Below are 12508 nucleotides of genomic sequence, written 5' to 3'. Positions count from 1 at the left end.
TAAAGGAGAAGAGAATGGGAATTCAATCATTAGACATTTCGCCCGTCGGTAGAGTTGAAGGCGATTTAGATGTCCGAGTTGACATTGATAATGGACGGGTAGTCAACGCTTGGACACATGCCGAACTTTTCCGAGGATTTGAAGTTATCCTCCGCGGTAAAGACCCCCAAGCCGGATTAATTGTCACACCTCGCATTTGCGGCATTTGCGGCGGTTCTCATCTGACTTGTGCATCTTGGGCATTAGATACAGCTTGGGAAACAGAAGTTCCTCGCAATGCAATTTTGGCGAGAAATCTCGGTCAAATTGTCGAAACAATCCAAAGCATCCCTCGCTATTTTTATGGTCTATTTGCTATTGACTTGACCAATAAAAAATACCGAAATAGCCGTTTCTATCAAGAAGCTGTGAGACGCTTTGCCGCTTTCACTGGCAAATCTTACGAACTAGGCATAACAATTTCTGCTAAACCCGTAGAAATTTATGCACTATTAGGCGGACAATGGCCCCATTCTAGCTACATGGTTCCCGGTGGCGTGATGTGCGCCCCCACTTTAACAGACATTACCCGCGCTTGGGCGATTCTAGAATATTTCCGCACCAATTGGTTAGAACCAGTGTGGTTGGGTTGTTCATTAGAACGCTATGAACAAATCGAGACTTATGACGACTTCAGGGATTGGCTGGATGAAAACCGAAATCATCGAGATTCCGACTTAGGTTTTTATTGGCGCATGGGTTTAGATATCGGTTTAGATAGATATGGTGCTGGTGTTGGTAAATATGTCACTTGGGGATATTTAGCCCATGAAGATAAATACCAAAAGCCGACTATCGAAGGACGAAATGCGGCGATGATCATGAAAAGTGGAGTGTATGATAGCTTCACACACACTCACACCTTAATGGATCAGTCATTTATCTGCGAGAATACAACTCACTCCTGGTACGATGAAGGGACAGCAGACATTCATCCTAGCGATCGCACCACTAAACCCACTGCGAATAATACAAAAGATTTCGATAACGCCTACTCTTGGTCGAGTGCAGTCCTGCACAAAGACTTCGGACGTTTGGAAGTTGGCCCCTTAGCGCGGCAATTAGTTGCAGGTGGCAAACATGGTGAATCTTGGCAGCACTACGACGGCTTTATCCTCGATGTATTCAAGCGGATGGGTGGCGCTAGTATTCATGTGCGTCAGCTTGCACGACTTCACGAAATTGTCAAGTTATATCGCCAAGCCGAACACTGTTTGCGCGAATTCAAATTAAACGACCCCTGGTATATCAAACCCAAAGAAAAAGATGGACGCGGTTGGGGTGCAACGGAAGCAGCACGCGGTTCCTTGTCTCACTGGGTAGAAGTGGAGGGCGGTAAGATTAAGAATTACCAAGTCATCGCCCCTGGTACATGGAATATTGGCCCTCGTGACGGTGAAGGAATCCGCGGCCCCATTGAAGAAGCTTTAATTGGCACACCCATTTACGATTCTAGTGACCCGGTGGAAGTTGGTCATGTGGCGCGATCGTTTGATTCATGTTTAGTGTGTACAGTTCACGCCCACGATGCTAAGACTGGTGAAGAGTTAGCGCGTTTTCGCACTGCTTAAAAGATGCTAATGGCTAATAGCTAATTATTATCTAATTAGTTATTAGCTCATTACTCATCACATTCAAAATAAGGAGTTGGAATATAATAGCATATGTAAATCTAAAATATTTATATGTGTTAATAAATAACTTTTAATTCAGCACTCAGCCCTCTCATATGTTTGCTCCAAGAAAGTATTAAATACTGCTTTACTCGTGTTGTAGATAAAACCGTTCAACGAGATCGACAATTAAATCACATGGGTCTTCTCCTCTTTCCTTAATAAAGAGCATTTCTTTCAGATGCTCCTTGGTGATAAAGAGAATAACCTTGCGACGGCGACTGTAAATATTATTTCGCTGGATATGAGCACCATCATTGGGAAGCTTGTTACACACCATTATTGCAAGCTTACCCATAGGCTCAGTCAAGTAGTTCTCAGTTTGAATAACCTCCTCATGACCAATATCTATTAATTCGTAATTTTTGAACTCAAAAAGCACCATTCTTGCTTCCAGTTCCCGAAGAAGCAAGCCCCATCCATGTTTTTCATCAAAATTACGATTTGGAAATACCGCATCTCGTCGATTTGTACCAGAGTAAGTTCGTGGCTGAATAATTGGCCTGACCAACGGCGGAACAAATAAAAATTCAATAATTTCTACACACAGTTTCTCAAACTCTCGCCAACCTTTTTTACCAGCAGGACAGTTATCAAGCCGATTGATGAAATCAGTAATTCGGCTCATCAAGCATGACCCATGCTGGCAGTAAAGTATTTGGAAACCAGATCGGTGTTCTGAAGGAGAAGCCGCTTTAACTCTGTTCCATCTACAACACGAATTGGGATACCGATTATTTTTGGAGCATCGCTTACCCAATCAAGAGCGACAGATGTAAGTTTTCCATTTGTAACAAGCAGTGCCTTATTAATTTTTGGATCGTTCTTCGCATAACTAACCAATTGCATAAGTGTTCGTAAGTCAGCACGAGAATGACGGTAAAATTTCGTTTCGACTGCGTAAACCTCACGAGTTTCAGCACCAAACGGATCTTTATGTCGAAATTCAACAACAGCATCAATGTGTGAATCACTTTGCTTACTATCCGATTGCAGATTGACAAAACCAAGTTTCTGAAGAAGTTCTACTACCAGTTGCTCGAAGGTTTGTGGAGACAATTTTTCAAAGTCAATCTTTTGAGTATATCTGAGTGCGCTTGCAAGCTTTTCCAAGTTTTCTTCTATTCCGCTTCTCATATCAAACCACTGATAACTAGCAAGTGATAGCGGAATATCACAATTTTCCAAAAGGACAGGTAAGAATGTGATATCTCGGCTTTGCAGTTCCTTCAGTACAGCTTCAGTTTCATTACTTAACCAATGAAAGTGTACCGAATGTTTGGACAGTAGAAGCAGGAGATAGGCACTTGCTGAAACAGCAACACGAATAGATTCAGCCCAATGCCCTCCTGGATAGAGTTCATAATCATCCAGCCATACATCAAGATTTCGTGATCGTAGCCTATCCACAATTGCTCTTGCAGCGGCTTTATCAGCACTTGCATAACTTAGAAAAATTTGTGGTTTTGTATCCAAGTTGCATTTAAGATTGGTCATCTTCGAGTCTTTTGCTAATAGGTATAAGAAAGCTACCTGTGCTAATTAACAGCTTAACTTAATGGTGGCTCCCCAACCTACATGTGTCCCAATCATTTTGAAAATTCGTATAAACTTAGTTTACAAACTTAGTATAATCGTATGGAAACCGTAGATATTTATCAAGCTAAAACGAATCTCTCAAAGCTGTTATCACGCGTAGAACTTGGAGAAGAAATCATTATTTCCAACCGAGGCATTCCGATCGCCAAGTTGGTTTTGTTTCGCTCCTCATCAAATCGACTCAATAGTTTAGGGCAAGATAAAGGGCGTTTTGTAGTGCCAGATGATTTCAATGCCCCTTTGCCAGAATAAATTTTAGGATTAAATTAGCTCTCAGCCGCAACCTAAAAGAACGATGACAAAAGTAGATGGGATTAGCGATCGCTCTCTTTTTAGGTCAGCGATGCCTACGGCTGGCTACGCCTACGCATTTGCTACTTCGGAGATTACATTTGCTATTTCAGCGTTCGCATTTGCTATTTCAGCGTTCGCATTTGTTACTTCGGCGTTCGCATTTGCTATTTCGGCGTTCGCATTTGTTACTTCGGCGATCGCATTTGCTATATCGGCGATCGCATTTGCTATTTCGGCGACTACATTTGCTATATCGGCGATCGCATTTGCTATTTCGGCGACTACATTTGCTATATCGGCGATCGCATTTGCTATTTCGGCGACTACATTTGCTATTTCAGCGATCGCTCCATCAACTCTTTTAACCTGTTAACACTCTCAGCACTGAAGCAACTGAGATTCATGCTTCACAGGGAGTCCAATGCCCAATTCTCAATGCCCAATGCCCTTTTATTCAAAACTCGTAGCGTAACACACTAAAACTTATAGAAACAGTGCGTTAGGCTGGCCTTAATTCACTTCAACAAAATAGAAATTTACAGGGTAAGCTTGTGTCTGATTTAGCGCTACACGAATATCTCCCTCGCGTTCCCGATGCAGCATTGCAAGAATACATAGAATGGTGTGTTTTAGAGCAAGCCAAAGCCGCAGAATGTAACTTTACTCCAGATAGAAGTAAGTTAAATAATTTGCCGCCAGCAGAATACGTCCCTAAACTTGTCGATCAGTTCATGAAAGTTAAACCAGACCCAATTAGAGCAGGTCTAGTAGCTGCGATCGCTGGTAAGGAAGCTGACAAACATGCTCTATCCGGTTTAGCGATCGCTGCCGATTTTGTATCTCTTTATGTCAAGTATTTAATTCCTAAAGAGGGAAGTACTAGAGAACAAGCTGAAGAACTCTTGACTAAAGCATCGCAACATCAGTCAGAGAAACTTACTGAAATTGCCAAGAAACATGGTGTAGATTTCTAGTTTCCTGCTGATAAATTATTTTCAGAGGCTTTGTCTGTATTATTAGTCAAAGCCTCTGTTTCAGTCACTACTGATTGTCTGATCTACAGCTTACTCGATACCAATACTCATACATTGGTTGATAGCCGAGTTTTTCATACAGGTTGCAAGCTGGAATATTTGCTTTCACTACTTGTATATAAGAAAAGTAAGCTCCTTTATCAATACCCCATTGAAGCAAACCCTGAATAATTGCTGTGGCATAGCCGCGCCGTCTTTGCATCGGACTCGTAACAAGGTCAAAAATGCCTAAATAACCGCTTTCTAAAACACCTATCCCACAGGCAACAATTTCTTCATCTTGCTTGAATGACACAAATAAGATTTCTGACTGTATTCCTGCCAAGAGCATCCGATGAGTACTTAATTGCTGCTCTTTTAAAGTTTTCAAATTATGGTAAGTAAGCAACCAATCATTCAAAGTCTCCTGATTTATAACAGATGTGTTATTAAGCGATCGCTCTGATAATCTTAGACCCATGACTAGGGATGGCTCAATTAGTTGATATCCCCTTGTGGCTAGCCGTTCATCTAATACCTCTGGGTTAGTGAATGAGAGCAAGCGGAAAATAGGGTTTTGTTTACGCGCTCGATATTAGGACTCGCAATAAGTAATCTTTTCTTCAATGTCTAAACCAATTTCATCCAGAACTGTCACTGAATTTGCTCGCTTGGTGTAGCCATCAGCAAAACGCATTAGCCAACCACGATGGTTGATAGTTTCAAAAGCAGGCCATGCTTTTAATGATATTTCTTCAACTACTCTCTGCATTTAGAACTGGCAAGAAATGTCTACCTATTTATTCAACCATTCTTAGTGGAATAGCACTAAGAAAAGCCTAAAAGCTTGTGTAGCCTTAATCTCATTTTATGCTCACTATTATCGGTTGCGGTAATCTCAATCGCAGTGACGACGCAGTAGGCGTAATCATTGCCCAACGCTTACAAAAATATCTAGCTGAAATCCCTCACCCTAATGTGCGAGTATATGACTGTGGCACCGCAGGGATGGAAGTAATGTTTCAAGCTAGAGGTAGTAAACAATTAGTAATTATTGATGCAAGTTCAACTGATTCTGAACCAGGTGCTGTGTTTAAAGTTCCAGGAAAAGAACTGGAAGCTTTGCCAGAACCTAGTTATAACTTGCACGATTTTCGTTGGGATAATGCTTTAGCCGCCGGACGGAAAATATTTCAGAATGACTTTCCCGAAGACGTGACAGTTTATTTAATTGAGGCAGCAAATCTGGCTTTTGGACTGGAGTTAAGTCCTGTTGTCAAACATTCTGCTGATTTGGTTTTTGAAGAGGTAGCTGCACTTATCAAACAGAATATTAACTAATCCAAAATCCAAAATCTAAAATCCAAAATTGAATCACGCCCAATCCCGATAAACAGAAAGTTCATCTACCCTCATTTCAAAAGGTACGCCTTGAATCTCTGGCGGACAAACACGGATTTTAGCACTGCTGACAACTCCGTAGAGTAATGTCCCCATTGGCACTATTTTTTGCAAAATACGCCAATTAGTAACTTGATCAGGACATTCAATTACCAATGTCAGAGCATTTGCATGGGTTGTGACATACCACCGACAATTAGATAGAAGATTTTGAATCGTGCGATCGCAAGCCTCATAAAAGTATCTACTAATAGAATCCTCTAGTTGCTGTCGCAGGATAATATCTGCCGATGTCGGTTGCATAGGATGTGAGTCATCACCATTACAGTAATACATCTTTCTAGGCATCTCTCTTTAGCTTCCTACTTATATTCCAATTACCATTCCATAAAGTACATCTTTATTTGTTTCTAATAATTCCTGGGTTTCATGATCATAATAAGCACCTATTCCACTACACTGAATTCCCAAATAATTACTAGTTAAATAAAGTCTCTGTCCTATAAAACCAGCTATTTGCATAGCAGTTTGATAATTTAAATAATCAGACACAAAAAATAAAGTTACAGCGCTATCTTTAGCAATAGCTTGATTAATGCATAAGTAACCTGTCTTTTCACTAAAATTACCCGTCTTAACCAGATACGTACCTTTATATAACCCAGATGTCATTCCCTCTACTCGATGCACCACTGAGTAAATTTCTATTTCCTCATAATTTTCTGTCGGTATTGATTGCTCAAGTTGCTGTACTATATATAAATAATCTTCTTGACAAATAGACTCTTTCCGGAAACGTCTAATAGAACGTCTATTCCAAACTGTTTGATAAAATTTATCCTTGTCAAAGTCAAATTGAGGATACTCTAATTTCTGCTGGCGACTTTTTTCTAGAGTAGTTGCTTGGTAGGTATCTTCAATAAATCGATTAGATTCAAAATAATCAGTACCGCAGACAAAAGGAACTTTCAGCCTTAAGCGTCTAATTTTCTTGTCTTGTAGTTCTCCTGACACCGCACAAGCAGTGATAAACTCTTTATTCTCAAATCCTAAATCTGAATTGAGAGTGAGTTTATCAAAGTCGAAAATTAGTTGTATATCTCGGTTGTGGAGAAAAGCTGAAGCTGCGAGAGGCTTCGCCACGCCAGAGGCGAACGCACCTAAATGGTGTCCGCTATCTAACAAGCAATATCTCATGCTCCTATTTTGATATTTCCAGCTAGACCTATAATAAACACAACTAATTAAAAAGATGAATCCGTTGATACTTTTACCCGGTATAATATAACTCTCTAACCCATCATCAATTAATTCACAGATGAGTGTTAGATAATTATTCTCAACTTCTAGATGATATATACCATCTACTATTCCCTCAATACCGCGAACCTGTACGTAAACTTCTGTGGGATATAAAGCGCCTGCTGATGGATTCACTCGCAGTTTTAATGGGCCATCTTTATACACTTTTTCCAGGGTTATTGTACTGGTTAACGAGATAAAAGAATGAACAGGATTATTGAGATTTAATTTCACTCTCCGATAAAATTTGGGATAAACTTTAAATGGAGATGGCTGTGTTGAGGCATCTACATAATTTGGATCAATTTGTACAGATAAGTAAGAATGCTTGGTAGCGTCATGATAAGCTTTCCCTGATATCTGACTTTGTGGCATTTTGAAGTATCCTTAAAACTTCGACGTTACTTGCAAAATCAATAGCTTTATAGTCGTCTAAGTTTTTTAAATCTAAGTTAGGATGATGCGGTAAAAGTAACTTGACGACTTCTGTCTTTCCGGCTGATGCTGCATACATTAAAACAGTTGCTCCGTTATCATTTTGGTTGTCAATGTTAATGTTCACAGCTAGCAGTAAATTAATTAAATCATAGTGATTACCAAAACAAGCAAACCACAAAGCATTATTGCGATCGCTATTTCGAGCATTAATATCCACACCAACATTAATCAGTTCTTTGACGACTGCATAAACTCCCTCTCTTGTAGCTTTCATCAAAGCTGTATCGTTATTTTCACCTGGCTGATTTAAATCCCCTGGATTATAGCCTTTTGCTATTAGCCATTGGCTTGTTGCTTCACTCAAATCTTGCCTACTTACTTGACTCATAATTGTTCTTTAAATGTCACAAATCTAATTTCTTTCCAAGCAAATTTATGCTTGGAAAACTTAATGGTGGGCATTACCCACCATTATTTAAAAATCCTATATGAGAAGCTGAACTTTAGAGAATGTTTTAAAAGTCCTTTAAGCGAAGAGGAAAACTTTCTAGATCCCTCTAAATCCTCCTTATAAAGGGGGACTTTGATCCGGTTCCCCCCTTTTTAAGCGGAGCCAGCGCAGTCTTAGGGTCTCCCCAAGTGGAGCAATTGGCGTGGGCTAGGAGCGAGCAATAAGTGCCTAAAATCACAGCCAACCACTTTTAAAACATCCTCTTAGTAGTTTACCAAAGCAACTTTGTTAGTTATTCAAAAGTTTGGTAAAACAAATAAATCTTTCCCCACTCCCTACTTTACACCCTCACCCAGCAATTTTGAGTTGGTCGAGTACTAAGTTAACTAGCAACAATTTAGCTTAGTTATATATTATCACTCTGATAAGTTTGAATTATGAATGGTTTCTAAAGATCCCCAGCTATATCTCAGAATAAATTTTGAAATATCCTAAAAATGCAATATATTTTACAATTTTATCTCCTGAAATAACTTAACAGCAGATAGCAAATAGAACTAAGAATTTAGAAAAATAGCCAATAATAATTAAGTTACCTAATTTCAAAAAAAACCGATTATTAGTCAGTCACAGATGTTACTAAATCCTAGCAATATCTAAAACATGAAACGCCTACCTTTTTAACTATCAATACCTGAAAATGCTCCAATTTGATATAATTTTTCTATTAAATCTTGTATCTAATGAAACAGAGATATGACGCTAATATTTCCTTTATATTCCTGATAGTTATTAAGAAATATCAAATATTTACCTTTTTCAACAAAAATTTGCTAGTTTATTTAAGTATAAGTAAAATACAGACAAAAAATGGAAATTAGCGCTCGTAATTCTTTCAAAGGTACTGTAAAAAAAGTTGTACATGGTTCAATTAATAGTGAGATAACTTTAGAACTAGCACCAGGAGTAGAGTTAGTCTCAATAATCACTAAATCATCTGCAGAAAAGCTGGGACTTGTAGAAGGTAAGCAGGCTTATGCTGTGATAAAATCATCAGATGTGATAGTTGCTATTGATTAAAAAATAGGCAAGTTGCCTTTTTTTGCGAGCAGATCTATCTCTATCTCTAGTACAAAATTGCATTCATATCTATAAATTGAGTGACCTCACTCCTGCAATTAACTAGGAAAGGAGTGAGGTCAATAGGATATTAAATAGATGTTAATTAATTCAATTATCAATAATGCGGACATAAATAGCGTGGACACTTTCTATATCTAGTATTAAAGATGTATTTTCTACTTTAATAAGTAATGAGGGAAAGTGTTGTTCTAAAGTAATGGTAGTTCCTGGGATTACCCCAATTGATATCAGGTTTTTCAATATTGTTTCATCCTGACTTTTACGGGAGTTGACGATTCCTCGCTCTCCCATTCTCAATAATTCTAATGAACAGCCAGTCACACTAAAGCGGGTAAACATTGGAATTATAAATTAGGAATTGTGAAGGGAAGAATGAAGTATATTTTCATCCTTCATCCTTCATTTTTTATTTAGTTGCTAAAGGCAGCAACCAAAGTAATAGTTTAGACGAGATAGGGTTCTTGATGTGTCTTAATTGTGCAATTAGAACGAGGATAAGTGACACAAAGTAGAGCGAATCCTTTAGAAATCTGCTCGTCATCTAGGAAGTTTTGATCTTCTTGATCAATTTCACCTTCAACGATCTTGCCAACACAACTAGAGCAAGAACCTGCTTGACAAGAAGCCGGCAGGTCAATATCGTTATCGTGTGCTGCGTCCAAGATGGTAGTCTCTTCGTCAACTTCAATTGTGGTGTCGAGGTCTTCTTTTTTGTTAATTAATCTAACTTGGTAGGTAGCCATTTTCCGATTCTCCTCAAATGTTATACAGTTGGTCTAATTTACGAAGTTTTTGAGCAACCTATCCTACTTTTTGCTTCCCTTCTTCTTACGGAGATACTAGGCTTAGTCAGCTTCTCTATAGGAGTAAGGGATGCAACACGAATTAGAAGTAACCTCAAGAGCGTCTATGGGAAACCTTTACAATTGACTATGCCAATTTTAGATTTTAGATTTTAGATTTTAGATTAAAGAATTGAAGAATTAAAAATTATTTCGGTTCATGCTCCGACATTTTGTGGGCGGAACAAATCCTTTTATCCAAAATTTCAAATCCTCAAGCCCCAACTCTTCTAGAGTGGTCTCTTTCAATCCAAAATCAGCAATCCAAAATCCAAAATTGCTTGACTTGGCCCTAACGGAATGATGTCAGCTGCAAGGTACACCAGTAGGCTTACTGTCGCCTGCTTTGAGGGACTTTCCACAACCACCGCATTTATCAGTTGCATTGGGGTTGGTGAACTTAAAACCGCTTTCCATCACTCCCTCAACGAAGTCAACCACAATTTCTTCTAATAACGGCGCACTTTTGGCATCAACGTAAACCAGCACTTTGCCTTGCTGGGTTACCAAATCATCTGGTTGGGGCTTGCTGGTGATATCCATTGCATATTCATGGCCACTGCAACCACCATCTTTTACAGAGATGCGGATACCTTTAGTTGCGCCATTAGCGTCGGGTGCAGAACCTCCGAGCAATGCCTGAAGATGAAATTCTGCTTTTTCTGATAAAGTAACGGTCATCAGGTCTCCTGATTTGTAGCGATTAGTTGTTCTGATTTCAGGTGTGGGTTGTACTTTATTGAAAAGTTTTGATCTGAGGAAGCCTCGGCTCAAACTTTTTGCTTTGTCAGTTGTCCTTTGTCCTTTGTTATTCACTAATGACTAATGACAAAAATCAACTATTTTGTGCAATACCCGTGGGTTCCATCGAATTGGATTGCGCGTGTCTCCAAGGCGCACTATTACCGCATACTGGACAAGAGCGATCACGGTGAGAACGGCGTTTAGCAAATTCCATCCGATTCAGATCGATTGTCAACAATTGCGACAATAGAGGCTGACTAAATCCGGTGATCAACTTGATTGCTTCCAGTGCCGTTAGACAAGCTAGTGTCCCAGAGACAGCGCCTAGAACTGAAAAGCCGCGCCGATCCCAATCAGGCTTTTCTGGAAACAGACAAGACAAACAAGGAGTCACACCAGGAATAATCGTCGTCAGGTAAGCCTCCATCCCATCCATTGCGGCTTCCACCATTGGCTTACGCCAGCGTACACAGGCTTCATTTAACAAATTGCGCTCTGTAAAATTGTGGGCGCAATCAAGAGCCATATCAACGGACTGCACTAACGAATCTACATTTTCTGGGGTGATGTAATCATGAACAGTTTCCACTTGGACATCAGGATTAATCGCGTCCAGAGTTTCTTTAGCTTTGAATACCCTTGGCTTACCTACCCAATCATCCGTCATGAGCACCTGACGATTCATATCATCCAGCCGCAAGTCACCACCCCGGACTAGGATTAGCCGCCCAACGCCTGCTACTGCTAAGTAAAGCGCTGCTGTACCCCCTAATCCCCCCACACCTGTAACCAGAACTGTCGCTGACTTCAGGCGCTTCTGTGCTGTTTCGCCAAAATTCGGCAGCATCATTTGGCGACGATAGCGTTCTAATTCGGTAGGCATCAGGTTAACCAATTTATACCTCCTAATCAGAAGTGATTTCTGTCAGTGTGACTACATTTTTCGGCTTGTCGTTAAACACCTTGAACAGCTTTTGTTCGTGGGGTGTTGATTCGATAAATACCTGATAGGCTTTCTGCAATGCCAAAGAATATTGATTTAATTTCTCTTCTTGACTCCAGTCAGAAGAATTATCATCAATTTCCTTGATATATTGAGAAAACTTTTTCAGAATATGTAGACGATTTACATTCACAACTTCTAAATCGTAGGGTAGGTTAAAGAATTTAAAAAATTCTTCTGCATCTACGAGGTGCTTGAATTCATCAATAGTTCCAGTCATTTAGCATTCTCCAATTTTTTCAGATGTTGCTTAAGTTCATCTAACTGGCGAAAGATTTCATAAGTTGCAGCTGCAACATCCATAAGTTGTTTGTAATCTGTTGGCAGACCTTCAGCTAAATCATGCAGATCCATTTTCATTTGACCTGCTTTGCTGTTAAGCCTTCTGATTTGTCCTTGTAGTTCCTCAATACTTGTTTCTTCTGCTTGCACAATCAGCCACTCCTTTTATGAAAGTTAGGAGTTAGAAGTTAGAAGTTATAAATTAGGAATTGTAAATTTTGCATCATCAGTTAAGAGTAAGATTAATTATTAACTCTTAACTCCTAACTCCTAACTCCTCACCC

Annotated in this window: 17 protein-coding genes and 1 pseudogene; 6 read left to right on the top strand and 12 right to left on the bottom strand. The window is 39.5% G+C overall.

The features are described 5' to 3' along the window. The first annotated feature begins 14 nt into the window (after positions 1–14). Positions 15–1610 (top strand): nickel-dependent hydrogenase large subunit, encoded by a 1596-nt coding sequence (locus V7K48_RS26385; protein ID WP_335076873.1) that lies wholly within the window; start codon positions 15–17, stop codon positions 1608–1610. Between the two features lie 190 nt (positions 1611–1800). Here the strand turns inward: V7K48_RS26385 and V7K48_RS26380 are convergent, their stop codons facing one another. Both V7K48_RS26380 and V7K48_RS26375 read right to left on the bottom strand, forming a co-directional pair. Continuing rightward, on the bottom strand, positions 1801–2340 hold the full coding sequence (locus tag V7K48_RS26380) for a hypothetical protein (protein ID WP_335076871.1): 540 nt from the start codon (positions 2338–2340) through the stop codon (positions 1801–1803). Next, entirely contained in the window at positions 2340–3188 is an 849-nt protein-coding gene (locus V7K48_RS26375; protein ID WP_335076869.1) for a TIR domain-containing protein, read from the bottom strand. The genes V7K48_RS26380 and V7K48_RS26375 overlap by 1 nt, the downstream gene beginning before the upstream one ends. A gap of 162 nt (positions 3189–3350) precedes the next feature. On the opposite strand from V7K48_RS26375, the gene V7K48_RS26370 reads away from it, so the two are divergent. The 3 genes from V7K48_RS26370 (at position 3351) to V7K48_RS26360 (ending at position 4579) form a co-directional block, all read left to right on the top strand. Next, positions 3351–3563 (top strand): type II toxin-antitoxin system Phd/YefM family antitoxin, encoded by a 213-nt coding sequence (locus V7K48_RS26370; protein WP_335076867.1) that lies wholly within the window; start codon positions 3351–3353, stop codon positions 3561–3563. Between the two features lie 43 nt (positions 3564–3606). Next, the gene (locus tag V7K48_RS26365; RefSeq protein WP_335076865.1) at positions 3607–3978 is read left to right on the top strand and encodes a hypothetical protein; all 372 of its coding nucleotides are present in this window, start codon (positions 3607–3609) and stop codon (positions 3976–3978) included. A 178-nt stretch (positions 3979–4156) separates the two neighbouring features. Next, positions 4157–4579 (top strand): hypothetical protein, encoded by a 423-nt coding sequence (locus V7K48_RS26360; RefSeq protein ID WP_335076862.1) that lies wholly within the window; start codon positions 4157–4159, stop codon positions 4577–4579. Positions 4580–4646: 67 nt separating this feature from the next. Here the strand turns inward: V7K48_RS26360 and V7K48_RS26355 are convergent. Continuing rightward, positions 4647–5390: pseudogene (locus tag V7K48_RS26355) on the bottom strand (GNAT family N-acetyltransferase). A gap of 98 nt (positions 5391–5488) precedes the next feature. Here V7K48_RS26355 and V7K48_RS26345 point away from each other — a divergent pair. Beyond that, positions 5489–5959: a hydrogenase maturation protease gene (locus V7K48_RS26345; RefSeq protein WP_335076856.1), complete on the top strand. Its 471-nt coding sequence runs from the start codon at positions 5489–5491 to the stop codon at positions 5957–5959. A 33-nt stretch (positions 5960–5992) separates the two neighbouring features. Here the strand turns inward: V7K48_RS26345 and V7K48_RS26340 are convergent, their stop codons facing one another. From V7K48_RS26340 to V7K48_RS26330, 3 genes are read right to left on the bottom strand one after another with little or no spacing between them, the layout of a single operon-like run. Then, complete coding sequence (locus V7K48_RS26340) at positions 5993–6367, bottom strand: hypothetical protein (RefSeq protein ID WP_298918566.1); 375 nt, start codon at positions 6365–6367, stop codon at positions 5993–5995. Between the two features lie 18 nt (positions 6368–6385). After that, positions 6386–7696 (bottom strand): nitroreductase family protein, encoded by a 1311-nt coding sequence (locus V7K48_RS26335; protein WP_335076854.1) that lies wholly within the window; start codon positions 7694–7696, stop codon positions 6386–6388. Next, positions 7659–8147 (bottom strand): ankyrin repeat domain-containing protein, encoded by a 489-nt coding sequence (locus V7K48_RS26330; protein ID WP_335076852.1) that lies wholly within the window; start codon positions 8145–8147, stop codon positions 7659–7661. Before V7K48_RS26330 ends, V7K48_RS26335 begins: the two co-directional genes overlap by 38 nt. A 933-nt stretch (positions 8148–9080) precedes the next feature. On the opposite strand from V7K48_RS26330, the gene V7K48_RS26325 reads away from it, so the two are divergent. Then, positions 9081–9290, top strand: coding sequence for a TOBE domain-containing protein (locus V7K48_RS26325; protein ID WP_335076850.1), 210 nt, complete (start codon positions 9081–9083; stop codon positions 9288–9290). A gap of 150 nt (positions 9291–9440) precedes the next feature. On the opposite strand, the gene V7K48_RS26320 is transcribed toward V7K48_RS26325, so the two are convergent. From V7K48_RS26320 to V7K48_RS26295, 6 genes are all read right to left on the bottom strand, one after another. After that, positions 9441–9692, bottom strand: coding sequence for a FeoA family protein (locus V7K48_RS26320; RefSeq protein WP_335076848.1), 252 nt, complete (start codon positions 9690–9692; stop codon positions 9441–9443). Between the two features lie 104 nt (positions 9693–9796). Next, the gene (locus tag V7K48_RS26315; RefSeq protein WP_335076846.1) at positions 9797–10096 is read right to left on the bottom strand and encodes a 2Fe-2S iron-sulfur cluster-binding protein; all 300 of its coding nucleotides are present in this window, start codon (positions 10094–10096) and stop codon (positions 9797–9799) included. A 405-nt stretch (positions 10097–10501) separates the two neighbouring features. Continuing rightward, on the bottom strand, positions 10502–10876 hold the full coding sequence (locus V7K48_RS26310) for an iron-sulfur cluster assembly accessory protein (RefSeq protein WP_334827855.1): 375 nt from the start codon (positions 10874–10876) through the stop codon (positions 10502–10504). Between the two features lie 154 nt (positions 10877–11030). Next, positions 11031–11834: a HesA/MoeB/ThiF family protein gene (locus V7K48_RS26305; RefSeq protein ID WP_334970809.1), complete on the bottom strand. Its 804-nt coding sequence runs from the start codon at positions 11832–11834 to the stop codon at positions 11031–11033. A 10-nt stretch (positions 11835–11844) separates the two neighbouring features. Next, positions 11845–12162 carry a nitrogenase-stabilizing/protective protein NifW gene (gene nifW, locus V7K48_RS26300; RefSeq protein WP_335076844.1) on the bottom strand — a complete coding sequence of 106 codons (318 nt, stop codon included), beginning with the start codon at positions 12160–12162 and terminating at the stop codon, positions 11845–11847. Further along, a complete protein-coding gene (locus V7K48_RS26295; RefSeq protein WP_334735121.1) occupies positions 12159–12374 on the bottom strand; it encodes a CCE_0567 family metalloprotein in 216 nt (71 codons plus the stop codon). The genes nifW and V7K48_RS26295 overlap by 4 nt, the downstream gene beginning before the upstream one ends. Positions 12375–12508: the final 134 nt, after the last annotated feature.

The sequence above is a fragment of the Nostoc sp. genome (assembly GCF_036919615.1).
GTDB lineage: Bacteria > Cyanobacteriota > Cyanobacteriia > Cyanobacteriales > Nostocaceae > Nostoc.
Note: the sequence above shows the minus strand (reverse complement) of the source record. Positions and strands in the feature narration are given on the sequence as shown.